The following is a 23,611-nucleotide window of genomic DNA, read 5'->3' on the forward strand; positions in this document are numbered from 1 at the left end:
AATCATCCTTTTTTGTAGGGGGAACCAGACAAAAGCACGCTTACATCTGGTAGGTTCACGTTTTACTTATTTTTATTGTCCACCAGCACAGCCAGCAATATAACCGCCGCTTTCGCTATCATCTGGTAGTAAGAGGTCACATCGAGTAAGTTCAATGCGTTATTTAAAAAGCCGATGATCAGTGCACCAATTAAGGTACCCATGATCCGACCTTTGCCGCCCATTAAGCTGGTGCCGCCTAATACAACCGCTGCAATCGCATCCAGCTCATAGCCCATGCCTGCCGTAGGTTGTGCAGAAGAGAGCCTAGAAGTAACAATGATGCCCGCTAAGGCCGATAACAGACCACAAATGGCGTACACACCGATTTTAACGCGATCAACATTGATACCGGATAAACGCGCCGCCGACTCATTACCGCCCATGGCATAGATATAACGACCAAAACGTGTGTGATTGAGCAAGTACCACGCCGCCGCAAATACCACCACCATCATCCAAACGGGTACAGGAATGCCCAGTGCGTAACCGGTACCAAACCAAGCAAACGCATCAGCGGTATCGGTAAAGCCGGTTGAAATAGGACGCCCATCGGTATAAACCATGGTGACGCCACGCAGGAGTGTCATGGTGACTAACGTGGCAATAAAAGCTTGTACCTTACCTTTGGCAATGATGATGCCACTGATACCTCCTAGCGCCGCGCCAGCAAGCAAAGCCGTTGGTACCGCTATCATAACCGGAACTTCAAGGGCAATCAGGCTGGCAGCAAACGCACCACATAGGGCCAACACAGAACCAACACTGAGATCAATGCCCGCGGTTAAAATAACTAAAGTCATACCAACCGCAATGATCGCGTTCACCGATGTCTGACGTAAAATATTCAGTATGTTGTCGACGGTAAAAAAGTTGGGATTTAAAAATGACACCACAACGACTAAAAATAGCAGAGCAATCAGTGACTTTTGTTCAATCAACCACGCTTTACTAAACCACTTTTTACCACCGTCTGGCGTCTGATTACTTAGGGTTTTACTATTCATGCTGCTTCCTCGTTCAAGGTTTTGCCAACGGCACACGCTAAAAGATTTTCTTGATTGGCTTGCTTGACATCAAATTCGCCACTGATCCGCCCTTCATGCATCACTAAAATTCGATCGCTCATACCAAGCACCTCTGGCATTTCCGATGAAACTAAAATGATACTCATCCCTTGCGCTTTAAATTTATTGATTAATTGATAGATTTCTTTTTTTGCACCGACATCAACGCCACGTGTCGGTTCATCCAAAATCAACACCTTCGGTCTGGTCATTAAGCCTTTGGCGATCGCCACTTTTTGCTGATTCCCACCTGAAAGATGACCAATGATCTGGTTGCGAGAAGGGGTTTTTATATTGAACAGTTGAATGAAATCTTCTACCGCCGTCGCTTCTGCGCCATGCTGAATTTGTATGCCCTTGGTCAGTTTATCGAGGGCGCACAGCGACATATTTTCTTTGACTGATAAACCGAGTACCAGACCATCGCCTTTGCGATCTTCTGAGATGTAGGCAATACCATTGGCTAAACCATCTTGCGGGCTAACGGGGTTAATGGTACGGCCATTAAGATTAATCACACCCCGCTCAGAAGGCAGCGCGCCATAAATCACCTTCATTAATTCGCTACGCCCCGCTCCCATCAAGCCAGAGATACCTAAAATCTCTCCTCGACGCAGGGTAAAGCTGACATCATGAATCCCCGATCCGGTCAAACCTATCACTTCGAGACAAACTTTATTTTCTGGCTCTACGTCAATACGTGGATACTGCTCTTCTAATTTACGCCCAACCATCATTTCAATCAGACCATCTTCATCGGTCTCACTGACTTGGCATTGACCGATGAATTTGCCATCTCGCAACACGGTAATATCATCGCAAATTTCAAAAATTTCTTTTAAACGATGAGAGATATAAACGATGCCACAACCTTGGTCGCGCAATTCATTAATCACTTTAAACAATGAGGCGGTTTCGGTATCCGTTAATGCGTCGGTTGGCTCATCCATGATGATCACTTTAGACTCAAAGGAGAGTGCCTTGGCGATTTCCACCATCTGCTGTTCACCAAGACTCAGCTCACCGAGCAAGGTTTTAGCACTGTGTTTAACATTAAGACGGGCTAACAGCTGATCCGCTTCCGCGTACATCTCTTGCCACAAGATACGACCGAAAGCACTGGTTTTTTCTCGGCCAAGAAAGATGTTTTCTGCAATTGTCAGCTGCGGGATCAGGTTTAACTCCTGATGAATAATACTGATTCCCGCTTGCTGAGAATCCCTAGGGCCTTTGAAACTGGCTGGTTGACCTTGATACTCTATGGTGCCAGCATCTTTGCTGTAGATCCCCGTCAATACTTTCATTAAGGTCGATTTGCCAGCGCCATTTTCTCCCATCAAGGCCATGACTCGACCCGGATAGACGTTTAAACAAGCTTGATCAAGCGCCTTCACACCAGGAAAAGCTTTATCAATCTGACTGAGAGCTAAAATCGGTTGAGTCATCACTCCTCCTTATCGTTAAATCACAACATCGAATGCTAAAACACCACGCCCGATTGAAAAATCACATTGGCATAGGGTGTACACTCACCGGTTCTTACCACCGCGCGGCTGGCAACCGTACGAGTTTTAAACTCATCATGGCTAAGATACTCAATCGCAATAGGTTGGCCTGTTTTCTGTTGCTCGCGGTGTAACTCAGCGAGTAATTCGCTATGTAAATCAGGGCTGACTTGAGCAAACTCGTTAGCCAATAGCACCGCTTGCACTTGCATTTCGCTAAGGATGACGCGCACCGTATCCAAAAAACTCGGGATACCCTGCGTTAAAGCTAAATCGATCCGCTGTACAGAATCGTCAATCGGTAAACCAGCATCGCCAATCGTAATTTCATCGGTATGACCTAACGTTGCCACTAGATAAGAGAGCTCTGCGTTTAGGAGGAGATTTTTTTTCATTATTTGACCTTTATTTCAGTGCACGTTGAGGTGAAGCTAGGACCCATCTCGACAGTTTATTATTGACAAAACACTCATCGAAACGTTTCGATAGCATAATAACGCCACTTTTTTGCTTTGCATCTAGATTAAAATCAGACTGTGAGTTGGATCGTTTTATCGATATTTGATGATGGATAAACAGTGAGAATGATCACTGAGATTTTTATTAGCCAATCAATGATCGGCTGAGTCATATCCGCAATTGCCGTAGGAAAAACAGAAAAATGACCAGAAAGCATGGCTTGTTCTAGGGCGAATTAGGTATCATGACTTACGTTTTCTTTATCGGTAGATCAACAATGAAAAAATTAGCGTTATTATTGCTCAGTACCTTGGCTCTCGCTGCTTGTGAAAACGAAGTAGGTACTAGCTCTTGGTGCCAAGAGATGCGTGAAAAACCTAAAGGTGAATGGAGCGCCCAAGGAGCGGTGGATTTTGCTAAACACTGCTTATTACAAACTGAAGTGGGCAGTCAAGAGTGGTGTGAGGATATGCAAGAGAAACCAAAAGGCGATTGGACAGCCAATCAAGCCACTTCATACGCGAAACACTGTATTTTTTAGTTTCTCGGACACTAAAAATAGGATGAAAAGATGCTCACTACTGGCGGGCATCTTTTGGAGAATCCATGACGACCATAGTGCTAATGGATTTTACCGTTAGGCATTCACCTAACACATCCGCATGAAAGCGCTTATAAGCACTGAGATCTTTAGTCTCAACACGAAGTAAGTACTCATTCATTCCAGTAATGTTATGACACTCCACCACCTCTTTAGCAAAGCGTACGTGCTCTTCAAAACTGAGTTGTGCCTTTTTGGTATGGCTATTCAAACCAATCGCAACATACGCCACAAACCCAATATCAAGTTGGCTTTTATCGACGATCACTCGATAACCCTTAATGACTTTCTTGCGCTCAAGCTCTTGCACTCGCCTTAGTGTCGCTGAGGGTGATAACCCTACCCGCTCGGCAAGCTCGACATTAGAGATCCGCCCATCCGCCTGAAGCGCTTGCAATATTCTTTCGTCAAATCTATCCATAAGTCATTTTTATTGCTAATTGAAGTCATTAAAAACAAATATAAACACAATATTGCCCAACAATACCATTATTATTTTCTCATCATTTACTTAACAAGAGCCGCTCATGGATTACACACAATGGGGACCACTCATCGCATTCGCGTTTGTTTCTACTTTTTCACCCGGTCCAAATAACATCATGCTCATGACCTCAGGAGCCAACGTCGGATTTGTACGGACCATTCCTCACATGCTGGGCATTATTTTAGGATTCAGTATCATGGTGCTGCTGGTTGGTGTTGGACTCACCGAACTGTTTCATCGTTATCCAATGCTACAATACGGACTGCAAATCATCTGCACCGCCTACTTAATCTATTTAGCCGTAAAAATAGCCTTGAGTAACCCCTCACAAACAACGCAGCGTTATCAACCGATGACCTTTACTGCTGCGGCACTCTTTCAGTGGGTGAATCCGAAAGGCTGGTCAATGGCGCTCACCGCTGTAAGTGTGTTTAACCAACAGGCAAGTTGGATACAATTAATGGTCATCGCCTTGGTATTTGCGATGGTCAATATACCATCGGTAAGCGTCTGGACGGTGGCCGGTAAGCAGCTAAGCCAGTGGATGAATCATCCACGCTATGTCCGTTGGTTTAATGGTGCCATGGGCGGATTATTGCTGCTGTCTGTGTTACCGATGCTGTAAATAGGTTGTTTTGCTAAAGCTTAGGGAGAAATACTGACTTTTTACGCCGAGCGCAGTAAACTCTCCCTTGTTTTTAACCACCGTTGTCTTCACTATGCCTGCCGATTGCTTTACCCCATTTATCACTGACATTACTAATATCTCATTACCTGAACGCTTCACTTATCCGTTTTGTTATCAGCCACATCCTTTAGCGCTGATTGCCGCCAAACAGTTACAAACTCATCTAACAACACAAAATGATTGGGTCCACCCTTTTGGCATTGAACAACAAAGTGACGGTCACGGAAAAATGTTTGGCGTTTTAGTGGTGAAAAATGCTCAACAGCAATTGGGATATCTCGCTGCGTTTTCTGGTCAGCTCGCCGAGCAAGATCATCTCCCCGGTTTTGTACCGCCAGTGTTTGATCGTTTTACGCAGACGGAATTTTTTAGCGCAGAAGCCAACCATATCGCCGAAATAAATCAGCTAATTAAGCAGCTAATGAACTCGGAGCAGCACAATGCTCTCATCGAGGCTTTACAGACCTGCCAAGAGCAAGCGAATCAAGCGATTAGTGCGCAACAAAAAGCAATGATCGATAGCCGAGCACAGCGGAAACAGCAACGAGCGATGGTATCGAACCAAGTAGCAACAGCGGAACAACAGGAGCTGTTCAGCCAGCTTGCCCAGCAAAGCGTGCAAGAAAAATGGCAATTAAAACAGCTGAAGCTTGAATGGCAGCAAAAAATCGCCGCGTTAGATGAAGAACTTAACCAGCTCAATCAGACCATCACAACGCTTAAACAAGAGCGTAAGCAACGTTCAGCGCGCTTACAATATCAGCTCTTTTCTCATTATTTTTTTCTCAATCAGTACGGAGAGAAAATAAACCTTAATGCTATTTTTGCCGAGTGTGCCAACCCCGTTCCTCCAGCAGGAGCTGGGGAATGCGCAGCACCGAAATTACTGCATTATGCTTTTCAGCACCAATTAACCCCGATTGCCTTAGCGGAATTTTGGTGGGGTAGCTCACCGAAATCGGAGATCCGCCAGCACGGTAAGTTTTATCCTGCATGCCAAAGTAAGTGCCAACCGATTTTGGCACACATGCTCAAAGGTATGCCGTTAGAGGATAATCCCTTATTAGTGAATCCTGCCGAGGGAAAACAAATTGAGATCGTCTACCAAGATGATGCGATAGTCGTTATCAACAAACCTGCTGAGTTTTTATCTGTGCCGGGAGTGAACATCAAAGATTCCGCTTTCACCCGCTTAGCAGAGCAATTTTCTAACTGTGAAGGTCCGTTTGTCTTGCATCGCTTAGATATGTCGACATCCGGGCTATTAGTCTTTGCCCTAACGCGTCGCGCGAATAAATCGCTGCAAAAGCAATTCATCACTCGGCAAATTGACAAGCAGTATGTGGCTCTATTATCCGGTGAACTTGAGCACAATAGCGGTGACATCGCGCTGCCTCTCGCGGCAGATCTAGACGATAGACCAAGACAAAAGGTCTGCTTTGAGACGGGAAAATCGGCGCAGACACGGTGGGAAAAGGTAGCGATTGAACAAGGCCAAACCCGAGTAAATTTATACCCTCATACGGGACGAACCCATCAGTTGCGCGTCCACTGCGCTCATCCTGATGGATTGGGTTTTCCTATCGTTGGCGATGATCTGTATGGGCAAGCCGCTGAAAGACTGTGTCTACATGCTCAGAAGTTAAGCTTTTATCATCCCTATCATCATCAAAAAATGACCTTTGAAGTACCAGCAGACTTTTGATTACAGACTTGCGCCTTTGGTCGCGGGTTTTATCTCTTTGTGGATTTTCGTGTTTTTGGTTTCCTTGGCGTCAACTGCATCGACTAATTGAGTGACGTTTTCACCTGCAGCAGGGTGAGTCATGCCATTGAAACGTCCACCTTGTTCAATACTCAAATCGTCAGTATAGAGAGTGCCATTAACCACCCCTTTACTTAAAATCTCGATTTTGTCGGCGTGACAAGTGCCTTCAAATGCACCGTTAATGATCACATGTTGCGCAAAAATATCACCATTTACCGCGCCACTTTCACTAACCACAATCGTCTTGATAACATGCAGTTGTCCATCGATGAGACCATCGATTTGAATATTGTCTTCTAACCGGAGTTGTCCGCTAATTGAACAGCCTTTTGCGATGAGAGTTGTAGCTGCGCGCTGACTCTGAGTTCGACTTTGTTTACTAAAGATTCCCATCGAATACCTCTTACTTGACTAAATAAACTTTCAAAATCATTAATGCCCCAATCGACAAAAGGTTTGGGATCTAATGGTCGACCGACAAAACGTACTTCGTAATGTAAATGAGGCCCAGAAGAGAGACCGGTATTACCCGAATAAGCAATCAGATCGCCCTTTTGTACAAAATCGCCACTTTTCACCGCAAACTTTTGTAAGTGCGAATAAGAGCTTGAAAAACCATAAGCGTGTTGTAAGCGCAAAAAGTTACCTGAACCTTGGTTACTCGCCCGAGTGACTTCCACCACCCCATCGGCTGGCGCGTAGACAGGAGTACCGATATTAACCGCAAAGTCTTGCCCGCGATGAAAAAGTACCTTACCCGTTACAGGATGAGTTCGCTGACCATATCCTGACGAAATTCTTGCCTCATGCACAGGTGCGCCACTGGGAATTTGGGTTAACATCACCATTCTGACCGAAGAGGTAATCGCAGCCGTGTCTAAACGAGATTCTAATTCCGCACCACTGTCTTCTACCCCTAAGACTTTTTCAAGATCGCCTAATCGATCGGCAACCAACTGCATTTTTTCTTCACGCTCTTGTAAATCATGCTCTAAATTATTTTTTAGTTCTTGCAGTGAAGATAGCTCGCCCAGTAATGAAGAGGATTGGCTCTCTAATTCTTGCTGCTTTAATTTGGCAAAATCCACTTCGCTGGACAAATAATAGATCACCCCACCAATGGTCAGTAATGCAACCAGCAGAGTATAACCCACTGTTTTTAAAACATGCCGATACCACTTACCTAAATGGAAGTGTCGCGTACCGTGGATAGATGAAACAGAAACGATAACCTTTTCTTTCATTGATTCTATTAATACTAAGGTGGAATTCTTGGATTCTAGCAGGTAACCCGCAATGACTAAACGTTTTGCTTGATTGGGCTATACTAGGTTAAGCAGCTTCTGACATGGATCTCTTTTTTATTTTTATAATAAGTAGCGATAAATTACCTCTCTGTCTGACATTGATATCCCGAAACAACTTGAGATTGCCAATCAACATCAAACGAATCCATCCACCATAAGCATAGATAAAGAGCCAATGAATGTCGCTGTAACTGTATGCAAAGGTGGCAGGCGATACTACCCCTCTTCATCACTCAGCAACATCAGATGAGAAAACAATTGGTGAAGGAATATTCTGATAATGCATCCTCACACCATTTCGTCAAACTGTACTTAAATTACAGAAATCATTTAAACATCGTCAATTATTTAGTTTTTTAATAATAGGCAAAAATCAGCACGATACTTAGATCACACAATTATTCAAACAAATCAATCATTGTTACTTAATTGAGATATAGATCACCATATGAGACAAACAGAAATCACCCAATTTGATACATGGCGCAACTAAAATAAGTTGACAAAATAAAAACAAAGAAGATGTAAATTAATTACACAGCAAAATGGTGAAGAGAATCACGTAATGAGCACAGCTAAAAGACAGTTATAGCGTGATAGATCACAAAAAACCCGTTGTCAGCTCTAACGTAAAATTGTGTGATAGATTGATTGGGTACTAAGCAACCAACGGTTTTAGACGAACCGTTATCACACTACTTCTTTAGAACATCGAACGGGGAACGGATATGTTATCACCAGATGCTAAGGTCAAGATACAAAATTTTGGCCGTTTCTTATCAAACATGGTTATGCCCAATATTGGTGCGTTTATCGCTTGGGGCTTTATTACCGCACTTTTTATTCCTACAGGTTGGTTACCCAATGAAACATTAGCTTCTTTAGTTGGCCCGATGATCACCTACTTGCTGCCTCTGCTGATCGGTTATACCGGGGGTAAGTTAATCGGTGGTGAACGAGGTGCCGTTGTCGGTGCAATAACCACCATGGGGGTTATCGTCGGTACGGACATTCCTATGTTTATGGGCGCAATGATCGTCGGGCCAATGGGCGGCTGGGCCATCAAATACTTTGATAAACGTGTTGATGGCAAGATTAAAAGCGGCTTCGAAATGTTAGTGAACAATTTCTCTGCTGGTATTATCGGTATGATCTGCGCCGTCATCGCCTTTTATTTAATCGGCCCTTTTGTCAAAGTGCTATCGGATGTTTTAGCGGCTGGCGTTAACTTTTTGGTCGCAGCACACCTACTTCCATTAACATCCATTTTCGTCGAACCTGCGAAAATTCTATTTCTTAACAATGCCATTAATCACGGTATTTTCTCTCCACTTGGCATTCAACAAGCCAGCGAAACAGGGCAATCCATTTTCTTCCTGATTGAGGCTAACCCAGGACCGGGATTAGGTATCTTATTAGCCTATATGGTGTTTGGTAAAGGGACCGCTCGTCAAACCGCTGGTGGGGCAACGATTATTCACTTTTTCGGTGGTATCCATGAGATTTACTTCCCTTACATACTGATGAATCCTCGCTTGATCTTAGCCGCGATTGCTGGAGGAATGACTGGAATCTTTACCTTAACGCTATTCAATGCAGGCATTGTCTCTCCTGCCTCACCAGGTTCTATTTTTGCCATTTTATTAATGACCAATAAAGCATCCATGCTTGGTGTGATCTGCTCTATTTTTGCCGCGGCTGCCGTCTCCTTCATTGTTGCTGCCATTCTCATGAAAGCTCAGCATTCAACCGATGAAGAGGGCGATCAAGATTCACTCGCCAAAGCTACTGCGCAAATGAACACGTTAAAATCCACAACAGCAGAACAAGCTAAACCGTCGCCAGCTAAGCATGATCTCAAACTAAACCATATCAAAAACATCATTGTGGCCTGTGATGCAGGGATGGGATCAAGCGCGATGGGGGCCAGTTTATTGCGTAAGAAAGCCCAAGCAGCAGGCTTAAACATCACCATCACAAATCTGGCGATCAATAACTTGCCACAAGATGTGGATATTGTGATCACCCATAAAGATCTCACTGACAGAGCACGTAAACACGCTCCTAATGCCCAGCATCTATCACTCACCAATTTTCTTGATAGCGACATGTATAACCAATTAGTCATCCAACTGCTGGCCGCCACACATCCCAAAGCAGCCAATGACAGTTGTCTCATTAAAGCACCGTTAGTCGCCGCTAATGATGAATATTTTGACCCTCAGCAGCCTTCCATTTTTAGCTTACAGAAAGACAATATCTACCTAGGTTTAACCGCAAGCCATAAAGAGGAAGCCATTCGCTTTGCTGGTAATAAGCTAGTAGAACTTGGCTACGTGTACCCGGAATATGTTGATGCGATGCTTGCTAGAGAACAATTAGTCTCGACCTACTTAGGTGAATCGATCGCGGTTCCTCACGGCACAATTGAAGCCAAAGATCGAGTCATCAAAACGGGTATTGTCATTTGTCAGTACCCATCCGGAGTCCAATTTAGCGACGATGAAAACGATATCGCCAAATTAGTGATCGGTATTGCCGCCAAAAATGATGACCATATTCAAGTCATTACTGCCATTACCAATGCCCTTGATGATCCAGAGGCCATCAACACCCTGACCTCGACCAATAACATCAAAGAGATCTTGGCAATTTTGAACAATGCCCAAGCGGCCTAATTGCCTTTGCTCTTGAGGCAAACGAGGTCAGCATCCCCCGTAATTTATGCTGACCTCACCCCAATCTTTGTCAGTCACTATTTGGTAGGTAATGAATTATGAAAAATGCAGTACATTTTGGTGCCGGTAATATTGGCCGTGGTTTTATTGGAAAACTACTCGCCGATGCGCACATTCAAGTCACATTCGCCGATGTTAATGAACCCTTAGTGGATCAACTTAGTCATCAACAACAGTATAAAGTTAAGATTGTCGGTCATGACTGTCAGATTGATACCGTTACTAAGGTAACCGCCGTTAACTCCGCGAGCCATGAGCTCATTGAACGAATGGTTAACACCGATTTAGTCACCACGGCTGTCGGTCCCGCCGTATTGGATATGATTGCAAAAACCATCGCCAAAGGGATTGAAGCGCGTTTTGCGGCCGGTAATCAACAACCTCTTAATATTATCGCTTGTGAAAATATGGTACGAGGCACTAGCCACTTAAAAACCGAGGTGTTTAAGTATTTATCCTCTGATCTCCAAGCCAAAGCTGAACAATATATTGGATTTGTTGACTCAGCCGTCGATCGAATTGTCCCTCCCGCCGAAGCCGCCAACGATGATCCACTTGACGTCACGGTTGAAAGCTTCAGTGAATGGATTGTCGATGAGCAGCAGTTTAAAGGCGAAATTCCTTGTATCAAGGGCATGGAAACCACCCAAAATCTGATGGCTTTTATCGAAAGGAAACTGTTTACCCTCAATACCGGACACTGTATTACCGCTTACTTGGGCTGTTTGAAAGGACACCATACCATTCGTCAAGCCATTGAAGACCCAGAGATACGCGCCGAGGTCAAACAAGCGATGCAAGAGAGTGGAGAAGTGCTCATCCAGCGTTATGGGTTTGATCGCACAATGCATCATGCGTACATCGAAAAAATCTTATCGCGTTTTGCAAATCCTTACTTAGTCGATGAAGTGGATCGCGTTGGACGTCAACCTCTACGAAAATTAGGGCCGAATGATAGATTAATCAAGCCATTACTCGGTACAATAGAGTACGGCACAGATAATACAACCTTACTGAAAGGGATTGCCGCCGCCCTAAAATATACCAACCGTAACGATCCGCAATCCATTGAATTGCAAGCTTCACTCAAAGAACGCGGGATCCCAAAAACGCTGGCACATTATTCAGGCTTAAAAGAAAACAGTGTCGAAGTACAAAAAATTGAAGCAATTTATCATCAGCTTTAACGTGACACTAAGATGGGAAGGACACCGCCTTCCCATCTCAACCTTAAATTAGATAGTATATGGCACAGAAAATTGACGAAATCGATATTTTAGAACAACTGAACAACGCCCCCTCTGTGCGTGGCTTTTTTATCACAACCGTTGACATATTAACCCAAGCGGTTGATGCACTGATGCAGCGTATTTTTCGCAAAGATAATTTTGCGGTGCAATCGGTTGTTGGGCCATTATTAGACGACACTGGACCACTTGGTAACCTTTCTGTTCGCTTAAAGCTCTTATATGGCCTAGGCGTGGTGACCGATGACACTTATCATGATATCGAAGCTATCATCAAACTGCGTAATCAATTGAATAGTGATGCCATGGAGTACAGCTTTACCGATCCTAAAGTGATTCACGCCATAAAAGCATTAAATCTTGTCCAAAACAGAGGGTTGTTACCCGTGACGATGGTTGATCCTGACGGCGACATCGATCTCGACTTCTATCACTTACAACTACAGCGCCAACAACAAGTGATCCGCTCTGGACTTTCTTTAGCGATTATTGAGGTTTGCAATGAGTTAAATAAAGAGAGCCCGTTCTAAATCATTATGGCCTATTGTATGACTCGTTCTCGGATTTATCTTAGGAATGACAAAGATCGTCTTCCCAATTTCTCGGCAATACACTTACCGATTTTTAGAGCAAGTGTTAGTCTTGATCTCATTGTGAAGCGAACCAGTTTAGATAACGATGATCAAAATAGGCATTATTGGCTTGGGGGATATCGCCCAAAAAGCTTACTTACCCGTGATAACCCAACGTCCCGAGGTTGAACTGGTCTTTTGCACTCGAAATCAGCACACTCTTGCGCATTTAGCCGCTCAATATCGGATTACTAAAACCTGTACCCAATATCAAGATCTGCTCAAATTCCAAGTCGATGCCGTGATGATCCACGCGGCAACGGCCGCTCATCCTGAGATTGCGGCTTTTTTCTTACGTCATGGTATCGCCACATTTGTCGATAAACCATTAGCAAACAGCGCGGCTGATTGCGAACAATTGTACGCATTGGCTGAACAATACCAACAACCGCTTTATGTCGGGTTTAATCGTCGCCATCTTCCTCTATTAAATCAACATTTGGTCGGAGTACAGCAAGGCTTAGGAGACGACTTACTCGGCTTACGCTGGGAGAAAAATCGCCATGCTTTACCTGGTGATATTCGTACCTTCTTGTTTGATGACTTCATCCATCCATTAGACAGCATCAATCTCTACGCTAAAGCAGATTTGCAAGACGCTTACATCACCCATCAAATGGCCGGCAAACAGTTAGCGCGAATCGATATTCAATGGCAACATGGAGCCACTTTGTTGCATGCTTCAATGAATCGACAATGTGGCATTACGAGTGAATCTATTAGTGCGCAGTTCGTTAATCAAAGTTATCAATTTCACTCTTTTTCTGAAGGTATACACTGGCAGAATAATCAGCAACAACGACTGGCTTCGCCAGATTGGACACCGATGCTGACCAACAAAGGATTTAGCGCGATGATCGATGAATGGCTCAGGGTGATACAACAAGGAAAGCTCGCCCACTCGATCATTGAGCGCAACCTCGCTAGCCACCAATTAGCCGAAGCACTCTGCGCGCGTATCACTCAATTAACCGATAGCATCTAAACGCAGACAACCTTTTATCAAACCACGCACAATGACATTAGAATTATGAACCTAAAACAACGCGCAAAATTACTGGCCGCCTTCGAGAGCAAAACCGAAGTGCCAATGCTTATCTTATCGCTCATTTATGTACTATTGGCTTTAATACCCGATGTCGCTCAGCTAGACCAAGAAGAACGCCACTTTATCAATCAATTGATTTGGTTAGTGTGGGGCGTTTTCGCCACTGAATTAGCCATTAAAATTTTGCTCAGCCAACAGCGTGGCCGCTATTTAATGCAAAATTGGCCTGATGTCTTGATTGTTGCGATGCCATTCCTAAGACCATTACGTTTTATACGTATTCTGTTTATTTTACCGAGAACCTGGCGGCAAACCAAAGCGGTCTTACGGCAAAAAACCCTCAGTTTTATTGGCTTAACCAGCTTATTAACCGTGATGCTAAGTTCAGCGTTTGTCTATTTGGTGGAGAGAGGCAGCGACAGTCCAATTGAAGATTATAGTGATGCACTTTGGTGGGCAATGACCACCATTACCACCGTAGGCTATGGCGATATGTATCCAGTGACCGCTTTTGGCCGCGGCGTTGCGGTGTTTCTCATGTTAACGGGCATCACCCTCTTTGGTTTATTAACCGCGAGCGTGGCCTCTTTCTTTGTCGATGATAATCACCAACAGCGCCTAGATTCACAGCATCAGCATAGTCATAGAACATGCAGTCAGCAACCTCGATCCCAATTTCATCTCGCTCGGTTTCGTCAGCAGTTAAAGGACAAACATCATCTGCATCATAGTCATACTAAACACCGATAATAGTGTATTCAATCGCTCAGATAGAAAAAGCCGGTCGCATCGCAACCGGCTCTGTATCGAAGCTTATACACAAACAACTTGGAGTTGCAGGTAGGCGGCAAGTGAGTGAGTCCCCATGAGCATAGATAGACTATGTGATTGGGGTGAACAAACGTAGCCAACACTCCTGCAGCTTCAAGTAGGAAGGGGATAACGGTATTAAGCCTTAAGGTTGATAAGGTAAAGAAGAGTGGTGCAAGACGATGCGAAGTTGACCTTGCTCATCTTTCTTAAAGGCCCAGCTTTTATCCACCATCGTGGTTTGCCCTTGCTTATCAACCAATATGACATTGCCCATGGTCAAGGCTAAATCACCATTAATATAAACCGCAGCATTCTCAAAACGGTATTCCTTCCAACCTTTTAAAGCAAAGCCAGAGTCTTGCGCATAATCACTATTACCACCGACAAAATAGGCTAACGCTCCAACCACATCGGTACGAAACGTTTGCTGACCACTGGCGAGCGTCGGTTTGAAAAGTACCGCGCCTTGTTGGTAACCATAAGCTTGATCCAACACTTGGCTGGCTAACGTTTTTGCCGCCGCATGGCCTTGCTTTTCATACGTTTGGCTGATATTGATTAATGCCTCGCCCCATGCCTGTTGAGCATTGAGCACTTCTTGATGGGTAATATTATTATTCACAACCGGCGAAGAAGCCTGAGCTGCCCACGGTAACACGCTGGATAATAATAGTGCTGAAATAGAAAGTGTTTTATGGATGCGTTGCATAGTCTCTGCCTTACTGGTTTAGGTAATTTGAGTGACTACTGTAACGCGCTTCAATGAACCTAAACCCTGTGCGAAGATTAACCTAAGATGAACATGGTTTACCGTGAGTGCATAAATCGCTTACTCTGCAGTTATTGACGCTATGCTGTGAGGAAATGGCTGTGTTTCGCTATCAATTATCGTTTGTATTGGCACTTTTACTGTCGCTGATTTTGGCTCAGGCAGGAGCGGCTTATTGGTCAAATCAGGTCGCTAATGAGCATATTCAGCGTGGACAAATTTCTAGCCAAATTTTGCAAAACTTCATGCAACTGAGTACCGAAAAACAACAATTGAAGATCTGGCTTGCCGAATATCTATTGATAAAAGATGGCAGTACCTTAAAACGCGACCTACGCTTTGCCAAAATTGAAGATTTACTGGAAAAGCTCAATCAGCTCACCGAACAAGCCCAGCAACAGAGTTTAACTCAGCAAGACTTTGCGGAGATCACTCAGCAAATTAAAGTCATCTCTTTATTTGAAACCAACTTCGCCAGTTTAAAACAGGCGCTACGCTCATGGGAAATCGCTAAAATTACCGATGATGATGAGCGCTGGCTGCTACTTAGCCAATCCTTTGATCAAGTAGATAACACCGATCTTCGCCAGTTACTCAATCAAGCGATCAGTGTGCAACAACAGCGTACTGCTCGTTATGAAAGTGCAGCGATGAGCGCGTTATCGAACGTGAGAAGCGTGATCATCAGTCTCGCCGTGATTGGCGTGATTTTAGGTGGATTACTCGGTGGCTGGCTACTGAGAACCTTATCAAAACCATTGGCGGAATTGGTCAAAAGCACTACCGCGTTAGAGCAAGGTCAACTGGATCACCGAATCACCATCAGTGGCCCTTATGAGCTAAAAACCCTCGCTCGCCACTTCAACTATATGGCACAAAGCCTAGAGCAAGCTCAGCAACAGGAAATGGCTTCGCGCCAGCTGATTGAAAAAGAAGTGACCGCACGCACCCAAGAGCTCGCTCAAGCACTGCAAACCCTAGAAAAAGCCAAACATCAGCAAAAAGAGTTCTTTGCCAACGTCAGCCACGAGCTACGTACCCCTGCGACAGCGATTTTAGGCGAAGCGCAAATCACCCTACGCAGTCGTCACAATAGTGATGACGAGTATCGGCAAACTTTACAACGTATTAACGAGTCAGCGACGCATTTATCTTACCGAATTGATGATCTATTAATGCTGATCCGCCAAGATGAACAATTATTTCAGCCGACTCTCACCGCGATGACACTTGAGACGATTTGGCAAGCGGTTGGGCGGCAAGCGAACTTACTCGCCAACTCGCAACAGGTTATCGTTGAGTCGACTCATCCAGCACAAGCCAATTGGCAAACGCTGATTTGCTATACCGACTTAGATAAACTATTAATGATTATCCGTATTATTGTTGATAATGCATTACGTTATGACCCGAAAAAACAGCCACTTGGACTAACGTTAATGCTCGAACCCAACCAAGTATTGTTTCAGCTCAGCGATCAAGGTATTGGTATCGCTAGCGATGACCTTGAGCGTATTTTTGAACGCTATTTTCGCGCTAACAATGGCAAACAATATCGTCCTGACGGACTCGGTATAGGCTTAACCTTAGCTCAGAGCATGGCTAAACAATTAAATGGCGAGATCAAGATCGCTAGCCAGCTTAATCAAGGTAGCCAAGTGACCCTTAGTTTTCCACTGGAAGAGGTTTAGGATGCGCATTTTATTAATTGAAGATGATCCTAGAATCGCAAGTTTTATCGAACGAGGCTTAAAAGCAGAAGGTCATCAGATCCAACACCTGAATGATGGCCAATACGCAGTAGAAACGGTCATCAGCTATGAACCTGATCTGCTGATTTTAGATCGCATGCTACCTCATTGTGATGGACTGACCATCTGCCAACAAATTCGCTCGGCAGGCATTGATGTACGCATCTTAATGCTCTCTGCCCTAGGCGATGTCGATGAACGAGTCAAAGGCTTGCGTACCGGCGCAGACGATTATCTTGCTAAGCCATTCCATTTTGAAGAGTTACTGGCTCGTTTAGATGCTCTACAGCGACGTCACTCTGAATCCAGTCCATTACCCACACTACAAGTCGCAAATTTAGTGCTCTGTTTGCCAACAATGCAGGTCACACGAGACAATCAACCCATTGAGTTGACCGCCAAAGAGCTGTCAATTTTGGAATTATTGATGAATAAACCTGGGCATATTTTTAGTCGCGAGCGAATTCTGGCTAACGTTTGGGGAATGCATCAAGATCCATTAACCAATGTGGTCGATGTTTACATGCGCCGATTACGCAAAAAAATTGACGACCCTTTCACCGCCCCGCTGCTCAAAACCAAACGCGGCATGGGTTATTATCTACAAGCCGATCAGTAAGTGTGGCTTGGCTATGTTTGGTTTTGGAATAAGAGAGGATGGCTCACTCAGTCAATACTCAACAAGCAGTCACTATCCATGCTGACAACTCTTGCAGCTCCTTTGCATACTCTGAGTGTTGCTGCGCTAATTGCTCAATGCACAAAGCAATAGCACAGCGATCATAGGGTATATGAGTCATTTTTTGGGCTAATCGCTCCATCGGGTAAGGATCGAGCATATCACTGAAAATCGTCGCTTGCTGAATCACTCCTTGCTCAACATCGAGAAAGATTTCTACTCCTCCCCATGTAAAACGCTCATCCAAATGATGAGTAAAAGGTGGGGTTTGGCCAAAGTTCCAATCCCAACTGCTTTGTTTCGAAAACTTATCTTCAAAATCAGGCAAATTAGTAAACTGTTCAGGAGAAATGTACTCAACTTGGGCATCTTGTTGGTAATGCTGTAAATAAGCGTGGATGATCGCATCGCATACTTGCTGGTGGTCAATATCCGCTTTAACGCTATTAAGGTTAATCACACGAGATTTAACCGAAGTAATCCCTTTCGCCTGCAGTTTTTTGGGATCAGGATTAAGATAATCCGCTAAGCGGCTCATGTCTGCACTCAAGAGTAAAGTGCCGTGATGAAAGCCACGATCGATCGTTTCTCGATAGGCTGAGCCAGAGAACTTGCGCACCCCCTCCTCATCTTGCAACACCAAATCATTACGCCCATTAGCAACGCCGTGAATACCCAGTTGTTGTAATCCAGCTAATACAATCTGCGTCGACACCTGTTTATCGTACTCAGGTTTGCCAGCCATAAAAGTAAAATTAGTATTGCCCAAATCATGAAAAACCGCGCCACCACCCGTCTGTCGGCGCGCCAGTTTCACCCCATCGTGTTCCATGCGTTCAGTTCGGCACTCCCGCCATGGATTTTGCGCTCGTCCAATAACGACAGTATCGGCATTGCGCCACAAAAACAGGATACGCTGATCGGCGGGCATCGAGCGGAAAATCGTATCTTCAACCGCTAAGTTGAACCAAGGATTGGTTGATTCAGAAATAAGAATACGGGTACGAGTCATGTCTAATTCACATTGCTATTGAACAAACCGTTATCGTACTGAGCATGACTCAAGATAGCGAGCAGAAATCCGTAGGCTCACTAGGAAAATTGAGTTTGTTGAAAACTGGGGCGCTGTACGATATCCGCGTACCAGCTTGCTAATTGTGGATAAGCCGTCTGCCAATTGAGTTCGCTCAAACGAAAGTCAAGATAAGCCAAACCAACCGCGATAGAATAATGAGCAACCGTTAGCGTACCACGGATTAAAAGTAAGTATTCACTCTCAAGTTGAGTCAAAATCCTCTCTATTGCACGATGGCGACGCTGAGCAAGTTCCCCACCATTAAGCTCATTATACTTATTGGCAATGACGGTTTGAAAAGCACTATCCATTAATGCTTGACCTAGACCTAACCATTGCATCACTTGCTCGTTGTCATCCATTCTCGGCGCACAAGGAGAGTGAATATCCAAGTATTGTAGGATAAGTAAGGTTTCACTCAAGGCAACACCTGCGTCCGTGATTAACACGGGAACTTTTGCCGCTGGGTTAACCTGCAAAAGTGTATCCGGTGAACCCCACGGATCGACCATGGCTAAATTTAACAGAATTTGTTTTTCTAGTGCACAAATGCGCACTAAGCGGGCATAAGGAGAAGTGGCATTTAAATAGAGAGTTAACATGACTGTTTCACCGATTTTGATCGAAAAAATGGACTTGCCCAGATACAAAGCAAAGCGAATAACATTAATAGTGCCGCCGTGATAAATAGCGGGGCGTACTCACCCACTTTTTGATAATAAAAGGACATGCCCCAACCCGATAATGCTTGTAATAAAGCAAAACTAGCCGTTGCCCTACCCCAATAATATTGATGCCGTGTCGTGCCAACTAACTCAGCAATTCGGCCTGCGGTTAACGCGACAATACCTGGTGTCAATGCTCCGACGATGAAAGCTGAACAAAAAAGTAACACTGGCATCGCGGTCAGCACTGGCAAAAGAATGGCGAACGCTTTTAGTGCGTAAGCAACCCAGAGCGCTCTGTGCCAAGATAATTGCGATACCAACCATTTGGCAATCAATGGTCCACTGAGACAGCCGCCGCCAAAGGCAAACCACAACCATAACGCTTGTGGTTGCGTGAAGTTCCGCTCACGAACCAAATAATCAACCCAAAAAATGGTGTGCGGAATAAAACCGGCAGCATCAAGCGCATAAGCCGCAATCACTAACCAAACAGCGCCAGTAGCAAAAGACGATGAAGGTTCCGAGGATAAAGATGAGTGAGATATAGCTGGCAGTTGCCATAAGCCGAATATCATCAAAGCACTAATACACAAAGAGAGACTACCGATAGCCAACCAGGTTATCGAAAGACTAAAACGAAGTAGGAGCGGGATAATCGCAGAAGAAAGTACTACACCTAAACCTATGCCCATGAAGATCATGGTCATAACCACATTGCGATGATTTTTATGGCTATGCAGCAAAGCGAATGCAGGGCCAATAACCATTAAATGCCCACCAGCAACACCAGCAAGAACTCGCCAACTAGCAACCCACAGATAGTGGATAGGCAAAAAACAGACAAAATAACTAACACTGACCACCAAAGCAGCAACGGTCAATAATAAGCGATCTCCGATCTGCTGCGCTAAACGATGAGCACTCAAGGCACCAATCAAATAGCCCAGTAAATTCAAGCTACCGAGGTAACTGGTCTCAGCGACCGAAAACCATCCCTCGCTCGATAGCATCGGTATTAAAGGGGTAAATGCAAAGCGAGATAAGCCGATGCCAATCAGCGTCGAACTCATACCAACCATCAATACTAATAAGGCATTCGTTGATCGCATATTAAAGCTCATTCAGCCATTTAACGTTCACTCTGCTCATCGATTCCTTGACTCATGAGTTGATTTGGCCGCTCAGCAATGATGGTTCGATATAACCTATGCTAAACGCCATAAGTAGAAAGCAGCCACAAAAAGAAACCATAAACTAACAAATAATCAACAACTTGACATCTTGATGATGCAAAGATCAGCCCTACTGCACATTTATGACTAAGCACGCTATACTTGACGACTCAATCATCACTTACGCTATTTTTATGCACACAAACGATCCGCATGCGCAGCCGCATAATCCTTTACACGGCCTAACATTAGAAAAAATTCTGACTCAATTGGTAGAACATTATGGCTGGCAAGGATTAGCGCAACGAATTAGCCTAAACTGTTTTAAAAGCGATCCGTCAATCAAATCTTCCTTGAAGTTTTTACGTCGTACAGAATGGGCAAGAAGTAAGGTAGAAAATCTCTATATTGAGACCTTTCATTAAACCATATACCCAAACAACTTGGAGTTGCAGGTAGGCGGCAAGTGAGTGAGTCCCCATGCACATAGATAGGCTATGTGATTGGGTGAACAAACGTAGCCAATACCGCTGCAGCTTCAAATAGGAAGGGGATAGATTAAATAAAGGGCTGAGCAGCCCTTTATCTACTATAGACGTGACATTATGAAAGGATATTGTTGTACAATTTGAATAATTAACAGCTCAATTGCTTAAGTCGCTCACCAATAGCTAACTCTAACTCATCTAACCATTGATAACGTTTGGTATACAGACGACGTTTATTACGGTTTAAGGTCTCAACCTCTTTACGTGCTGGCATCATCGCAACGCGATACCTATAACGACTGATTTTCTCTGCCTCATATTCTGTCCATAGCTCATCATAATCAAAACTGACTTTATTACGCTTGGAACCAATATAACGCAGCGCTTGGTAAATATGGCCGCGATTAGAAATCGCATAACAGCGCTCAACACCCAACTGACGAGACACTAATAAAGCTAACTCAACCATTAATGCTTTCGTCCGTAAACCATGTACTGTACGCGTTAAATCTTTAATAATTTGCTGACGGTTTTCAATCTTATCACTTGGGCCTTGCAAGGCTCCGATATGCATAGTCTTACCGTGATCAGAAAAATGAAAGCTGATCGAATAAATAATAGTCCCCACTTGATTCACTAACCTTAAACCAATCGACCCCTCACGACTGGCTCCTCGGTTTAAACGGATATCATAAGCTTCGCCATTTTTATCTTCGATACATAATAAGCTCACACCTTGGTCGGACATGATCTCCGTACAATGCTCACCAAAACGCTCAGCTACAAATAAAAAATGCTGCTCAAGGAGCTCCACCCTTTGCATTAGCGATAAATCAACACAGAGGTAGGGTTTTAGTGGTTTTTCTAATAGCTGTGGATTGTCATTCAGCACCTTAGCGAGAATAGGCTGCTCAAGCATTGATAACATCCGCCGCACAGCTTGGGGGTGCAACAATGCCCATAAACGAAAACGCCAGTTTTTACGAATACGATCCCAGCCTTTGCTCTCTGGATAAATTTTTGCCGCCCATTCAGGTAGATCGTACTGGATATTAGTCAACATAGTATTTATTACTCACACTTCGTCAGTGGTGGGATAAATCACTCACCAGAGTCAATAGACATGATCGCAATTATACAGCGTTTTATTGCTTCATACTCGGTAACTAATGTATGGGATTGTATGGGAAAATAACTCTTATTATACAATAACTTAAAAAATAACACCTCAATAAAAAACCATCAAAAAGACGGAAAATGACCCAATCCTCATATTGATAAAAATGGAAAAGACAGAAGGCGACATATGCAGACAATCATTAGTTCAGATTTTAGGTAGACTCCATTCATAAGATATTTTTATCTTCATGTCTTCGCCGTCGTTAAAGAATAATAGGATCAAAATGTTACAGATTGCTTTACTACTTTTAGGTTCTGACTTTGTTAAAAAACACTCACTTTACCTATGGCTTTTCGGAACTCTGTGGGTGATGACTGGTACCTTTATCTTTTTTGATGGATTGAATCAACAGCTATTATTACCTAAGAATACCTTTGGTCTTATTTTATTATTTGAAAGCTTAATGACCTTAAGCATTGCTCTATGCAGCATAAAAAATAAAAACCACTTACTATTATGTAAGGGAATTGTTTTTTTATTTTTCTCCTATATTTTATTAATAAATAATGGATACAGTAACGAAATTATCTCAGCGATTTTTGTTCTCGCTTATTTTATTACCGGATCCTTTGCTATGGCTTCTGCTTGGATCGTCCGATTCTATCGATGGAAAATTACTCTTACATGGGGAATATTCCAAATGTTGTTTTCATTTTTTATTTTAACTCATCATCAATCGACACTATCTTTTTTTATCGGTTTAATTATGATTGGTACTGGCGTAAGTGCTTTATCGATTGCTACTCGATCTCGTTATATAGCAAAAGGATTCACCATATTTAACATTATCAACCCTAAGTTATCTCTCGACTCTATCAAACAGAACACCGTATCGAAGGTATCACATCGAGCCACTCAGTCTCTCCAGCAGCCTTTAACCATTCATATTTGGACACCTGTCGGTTCAGCAAGCACGCCTCCCTTACCACGTCCAATTATTAATCGTTATATTGCTGCGGTTGATAAAAATGGTACTATTTCGACAGGTCACGCCTCATTAGAATTACCCTCGGAGCTTTATGTAAGCTTATACCCAGAGGAAGATATCGATCGCAAAGCGGCTGACTTTTTTCGCCTATTAAGAGCAACACCAGATAATAATGTACCTGGACGGTTTTTATCAGACTATCAAACTGAAGCTGCAGACTGGTGTGAATCCGATCAAAAGATTATGTTTGAACATTATAATCGCGATGCTTTACTAAATTTTTGGGAAAGTTATCGTCAATATCCGATTTATAATATAACGCATCAGAATTGCTCTAGTACGGTTGCTTATGCTTTAGAAGCGGCCTTAGAAGGTCAGGGCGTCCGCATGAATGGTTAGAATTTAGCCGCCAACTTAAATCCAGCTAACAAGACTTGCTCCAAGAAGCCGGGGTTCATCATGCAACGCTTCTGCTTCATTGGCACACTAATTTTGGTTGGCT

The 23,611-nt window shown here is 43.8% G+C and carries 23 protein-coding genes; 12 read left to right on the forward strand and 11 right to left on the reverse strand.

The features are described 5' to 3' along the window. Positions 1 to 62: 62 nt before the first annotated feature. Genes rbsC through rbsD form a run of 3 tightly spaced genes read right to left on the reverse strand, consistent with a single transcriptional unit; the run spans position 63 to position 3,006 of the window. Positions 63 to 1,046, reverse strand: coding sequence for a ribose ABC transporter permease (rbsC, locus tag FKQ60_RS05395; RefSeq protein WP_170905316.1), 984 nt, complete (start codon positions 1,044 to 1,046; stop codon positions 63 to 65). Further along, on the reverse strand, positions 1,043 to 2,551 hold the full coding sequence (rbsA, locus tag FKQ60_RS05400) for a ribose ABC transporter ATP-binding protein RbsA (protein WP_170905317.1): 1,509 nt from the start codon (positions 2,549 to 2,551) through the stop codon (positions 1,043 to 1,045). The genes rbsC and rbsA overlap by 4 nt, the downstream gene beginning before the upstream one ends. Before the next feature lie 35 nt (positions 2,552 to 2,586). Then, complete coding sequence (gene rbsD / locus FKQ60_RS05405) at positions 2,587 to 3,006, reverse strand: D-ribose pyranase (RefSeq protein ID WP_170906158.1); 420 nt, start codon at positions 3,004 to 3,006, stop codon at positions 2,587 to 2,589. Positions 3,007 to 3,347: 341 nt separating this feature from the next. Here rbsD and FKQ60_RS05410 point away from each other — a divergent pair, with 341 nt between their 5' ends. Continuing rightward, positions 3,348 to 3,611, forward strand: a complete 264-nt coding sequence (locus FKQ60_RS05410) for a DUF3012 domain-containing protein (protein ID WP_170905319.1) — start codon at positions 3,348 to 3,350, stop codon at positions 3,609 to 3,611. Positions 3,612 to 3,648: 37 nt separating this feature from the next. On the opposite strand, the gene FKQ60_RS05415 is transcribed toward FKQ60_RS05410, so the two are convergent. Next, positions 3,649 to 4,092, reverse strand: a complete 444-nt coding sequence (locus FKQ60_RS05415; RefSeq protein WP_040905225.1) for an Lrp/AsnC family transcriptional regulator — start codon at positions 4,090 to 4,092, stop codon at positions 3,649 to 3,651. A gap of 106 nt (positions 4,093 to 4,198) precedes the next feature. Between FKQ60_RS05415 and FKQ60_RS05420 the strand changes: the two genes are divergently transcribed. Beyond that, a complete protein-coding gene (locus FKQ60_RS05420; protein WP_154170845.1) occupies positions 4,199 to 4,783 on the forward strand; it encodes a LysE family translocator in 585 nt (194 codons plus the stop codon). Positions 4,784 to 4,877: 94 nt separating this feature from the next. Further along, positions 4,878 to 6,551: an RluA family pseudouridine synthase gene (locus FKQ60_RS05425; RefSeq protein WP_170906170.1), complete on the forward strand. Its 1,674-nt coding sequence runs from the start codon at positions 4,878 to 4,880 to the stop codon at positions 6,549 to 6,551. Here FKQ60_RS05425 and FKQ60_RS05430 read toward each other — a convergent pair whose 3' ends face one another. Both FKQ60_RS05430 and FKQ60_RS05435 read right to left on the reverse strand, forming a co-directional pair. After that, entirely contained in the window at positions 6,552 to 7,007 is a 456-nt protein-coding gene (locus tag FKQ60_RS05430; RefSeq protein WP_212752386.1) for a polymer-forming cytoskeletal protein, read from the reverse strand. Beyond that, a complete protein-coding gene (locus FKQ60_RS05435; protein WP_170906159.1) occupies positions 6,911 to 7,858 on the reverse strand; it encodes a M23 family metallopeptidase in 948 nt (315 codons plus the stop codon). The genes FKQ60_RS05430 and FKQ60_RS05435 overlap by 97 nt, the downstream gene beginning before the upstream one ends. Before the next feature lie 791 nt (positions 7,859 to 8,649). Between FKQ60_RS05435 and FKQ60_RS05440 the strand changes: the two genes are divergently transcribed. The 5 genes from FKQ60_RS05440 to FKQ60_RS05460 all read left to right on the forward strand — a co-directional run bounded on the left by FKQ60_RS05440 (position 8,650) and on the right by FKQ60_RS05460 (position 14,336). Continuing rightward, on the forward strand, positions 8,650 to 10,599 hold the full coding sequence (locus FKQ60_RS05440; protein WP_170905320.1) for a PTS mannitol transporter subunit IICBA: 1,950 nt from the start codon (positions 8,650 to 8,652) through the stop codon (positions 10,597 to 10,599). A 98-nt stretch (positions 10,600 to 10,697) separates the two neighbouring features. After that, positions 10,698 to 11,846, forward strand: coding sequence for a mannitol-1-phosphate 5-dehydrogenase (locus tag FKQ60_RS05445; RefSeq protein ID WP_158145233.1), 1,149 nt, complete (start codon positions 10,698 to 10,700; stop codon positions 11,844 to 11,846). Positions 11,847 to 11,905: 59 nt separating this feature from the next. Then, entirely contained in the window at positions 11,906 to 12,436 is a 531-nt protein-coding gene (locus tag FKQ60_RS05450; protein WP_004396869.1) for an MltR family transcriptional regulator, read from the forward strand. A 151-nt stretch (positions 12,437 to 12,587) separates the two neighbouring features. Then, a complete protein-coding gene (locus tag FKQ60_RS05455) occupies positions 12,588 to 13,523 on the forward strand; it encodes a Gfo/Idh/MocA family oxidoreductase (RefSeq protein ID WP_170905329.1) in 936 nt (311 codons plus the stop codon). A gap of 45 nt (positions 13,524 to 13,568) precedes the next feature. Further along, positions 13,569 to 14,336 carry a potassium channel family protein gene (locus FKQ60_RS05460; RefSeq protein WP_170906160.1) on the forward strand — a complete coding sequence of 256 codons (768 nt, stop codon included), beginning with the start codon at positions 13,569 to 13,571 and terminating at the stop codon, positions 14,334 to 14,336. 205 nt (positions 14,337 to 14,541) lie between these two features. On the opposite strand, the gene FKQ60_RS05465 is transcribed toward FKQ60_RS05460, so the two are convergent. Next, the gene (locus FKQ60_RS05465; protein WP_170906161.1) at positions 14,542 to 15,108 is read right to left on the reverse strand and encodes a phosphoribosyl-AMP cyclohydrolase; all 567 of its coding nucleotides are present in this window, start codon (positions 15,106 to 15,108) and stop codon (positions 14,542 to 14,544) included. A 161-nt stretch (positions 15,109 to 15,269) separates the two neighbouring features. Here FKQ60_RS05465 and FKQ60_RS05470 point away from each other — a divergent pair, with 161 nt between their 5' ends. Together FKQ60_RS05470 and FKQ60_RS05475 are read left to right on the forward strand one after the other, a co-directional pair. After that, positions 15,270 to 16,859 (forward strand): HAMP domain-containing sensor histidine kinase, encoded by a 1,590-nt coding sequence (locus tag FKQ60_RS05470; RefSeq protein WP_170906162.1) that lies wholly within the window; start codon positions 15,270 to 15,272, stop codon positions 16,857 to 16,859. 1 nt (position 16,860) lies between these two features. Beyond that, positions 16,861 to 17,538: a response regulator transcription factor gene (locus FKQ60_RS05475; RefSeq protein WP_170906163.1), complete on the forward strand. Its 678-nt coding sequence runs from the start codon at positions 16,861 to 16,863 to the stop codon at positions 17,536 to 17,538. Between the two features lie 58 nt (positions 17,539 to 17,596). Here FKQ60_RS05475 and FKQ60_RS05480 read toward each other — a convergent pair whose 3' ends face one another. From FKQ60_RS05480 to FKQ60_RS05490, 3 genes are all read right to left on the reverse strand, one after another. Next, entirely contained in the window at positions 17,597 to 18,610 is a 1,014-nt protein-coding gene (locus FKQ60_RS05480) for a lipoate--protein ligase (protein ID WP_170906164.1), read from the reverse strand. 80 nt (positions 18,611 to 18,690) lie between these two features. Continuing rightward, entirely contained in the window at positions 18,691 to 19,275 is a 585-nt protein-coding gene (locus FKQ60_RS05485) for a glutathione S-transferase family protein (protein ID WP_170906165.1), read from the reverse strand. Next, complete coding sequence (locus FKQ60_RS05490) at positions 19,269 to 20,450, reverse strand: YbfB/YjiJ family MFS transporter (RefSeq protein WP_170906166.1); 1,182 nt, start codon at positions 20,448 to 20,450, stop codon at positions 19,269 to 19,271. The genes FKQ60_RS05485 and FKQ60_RS05490 overlap by 7 nt, the downstream gene beginning before the upstream one ends. A 257-nt stretch (positions 20,451 to 20,707) precedes the next feature. Here FKQ60_RS05490 and FKQ60_RS05495 point away from each other — a divergent pair, with 257 nt between their 5' ends. Beyond that, on the forward strand, positions 20,708 to 20,938 hold the full coding sequence (locus FKQ60_RS05495) for a VF530 family protein (RefSeq protein ID WP_083797782.1): 231 nt from the start codon (positions 20,708 to 20,710) through the stop codon (positions 20,936 to 20,938). Positions 20,939 to 21,149: 211 nt separating this feature from the next. Here the strand turns inward: FKQ60_RS05495 and FKQ60_RS05500 are convergent, their stop codons facing one another. Further along, the gene (locus FKQ60_RS05500) at positions 21,150 to 22,064 is read right to left on the reverse strand and encodes a VirK/YbjX family protein (RefSeq protein ID WP_170906167.1); all 915 of its coding nucleotides are present in this window, start codon (positions 22,062 to 22,064) and stop codon (positions 21,150 to 21,152) included. Between the two features lie 340 nt (positions 22,065 to 22,404). Here FKQ60_RS05500 and FKQ60_RS05505 point away from each other — a divergent pair, with 340 nt between their 5' ends. Continuing rightward, positions 22,405 to 23,508 carry an MFS transporter gene (locus FKQ60_RS05505; protein WP_212752388.1) on the forward strand — a complete coding sequence of 368 codons (1,104 nt, stop codon included), beginning with the start codon at positions 22,405 to 22,407 and terminating at the stop codon, positions 23,506 to 23,508. Positions 23,509 to 23,611: the final 103 nt, after the last annotated feature.

The organism is Vibrio sp. A11, from assembly GCF_013048705.1.
In the GTDB taxonomy this organism is placed as follows: domain Bacteria; phylum Pseudomonadota; class Gammaproteobacteria; order Enterobacterales; family Vibrionaceae; genus Vibrio; species Vibrio metschnikovii.

Coding starts and splice junctions, on each gene's coding strand:
- FKQ60_RS05440 (WP_170905320.1), top strand. CDS start 8,650: ATGTTATCACCAGATGCTAAGGTCAAGATACAAAATTTTGGCCGTTTC.
- FKQ60_RS05505 (WP_212752388.1), top strand. CDS start 22,405: ATGTTACAGATTGCTTTACTACTTTTAGGTTCTGACTTTGTTAAAAAA.
- rbsC (WP_170905316.1), bottom strand. CDS start 1,046: ATGAATAGTAAAACCCTAAGTAATCAGACGCCAGACGGTGGTAAAAAG.
- rbsD (WP_170906158.1), bottom strand. CDS start 3,006: ATGAAAAAAAATCTCCTCCTAAACGCAGAGCTCTCTTATCTAGTGGCA.
- FKQ60_RS05450 (WP_004396869.1), top strand. CDS start 11,906: ATGGCACAGAAAATTGACGAAATCGATATTTTAGAACAACTGAACAAC.
- FKQ60_RS05445 (WP_158145233.1), top strand. CDS start 10,698: ATGAAAAATGCAGTACATTTTGGTGCCGGTAATATTGGCCGTGGTTTT.
- FKQ60_RS05495 (WP_083797782.1), top strand. CDS start 20,708: ATGCACACAAACGATCCGCATGCGCAGCCGCATAATCCTTTACACGGC.
- FKQ60_RS05415 (WP_040905225.1), bottom strand. CDS start 4,092: ATGGATAGATTTGACGAAAGAATATTGCAAGCGCTTCAGGCGGATGGG.
- FKQ60_RS05435 (WP_170906159.1), bottom strand. CDS start 7,858: ATGAAAGAAAAGGTTATCGTTTCTGTTTCATCTATCCACGGTACGCGA.
- FKQ60_RS05430 (WP_212752386.1), bottom strand. CDS start 7,007: ATGGGAATCTTTAGTAAACAAAGTCGAACTCAGAGTCAGCGCGCAGCT.
- FKQ60_RS05460 (WP_170906160.1), top strand. CDS start 13,569: ATGAACCTAAAACAACGCGCAAAATTACTGGCCGCCTTCGAGAGCAAA.
- FKQ60_RS05475 (WP_170906163.1), top strand. CDS start 16,861: ATGCGCATTTTATTAATTGAAGATGATCCTAGAATCGCAAGTTTTATC.
- FKQ60_RS05480 (WP_170906164.1), bottom strand. CDS start 18,610: ATGACTCGTACCCGTATTCTTATTTCTGAATCAACCAATCCTTGGTTC.
- FKQ60_RS05500 (WP_170906167.1), bottom strand. CDS start 22,064: ATGTTGACTAATATCCAGTACGATCTACCTGAATGGGCGGCAAAAATT.
- FKQ60_RS05485 (WP_170906165.1), bottom strand. CDS start 19,275: ATGTTAACTCTCTATTTAAATGCCACTTCTCCTTATGCCCGCTTAGTG.
- rbsA (WP_170905317.1), bottom strand. CDS start 2,551: ATGACTCAACCGATTTTAGCTCTCAGTCAGATTGATAAAGCTTTTCCT.
- FKQ60_RS05465 (WP_170906161.1), bottom strand. CDS start 15,108: ATGCAACGCATCCATAAAACACTTTCTATTTCAGCACTATTATTATCC.
- FKQ60_RS05420 (WP_154170845.1), top strand. CDS start 4,199: ATGGATTACACACAATGGGGACCACTCATCGCATTCGCGTTTGTTTCT.
- FKQ60_RS05410 (WP_170905319.1), top strand. CDS start 3,348: ATGAAAAAATTAGCGTTATTATTGCTCAGTACCTTGGCTCTCGCTGCT.
- FKQ60_RS05490 (WP_170906166.1), bottom strand. CDS start 20,450: ATGCGATCAACGAATGCCTTATTAGTATTGATGGTTGGTATGAGTTCG.
- FKQ60_RS05425 (WP_170906170.1), top strand. CDS start 4,878: ATGCCTGCCGATTGCTTTACCCCATTTATCACTGACATTACTAATATC.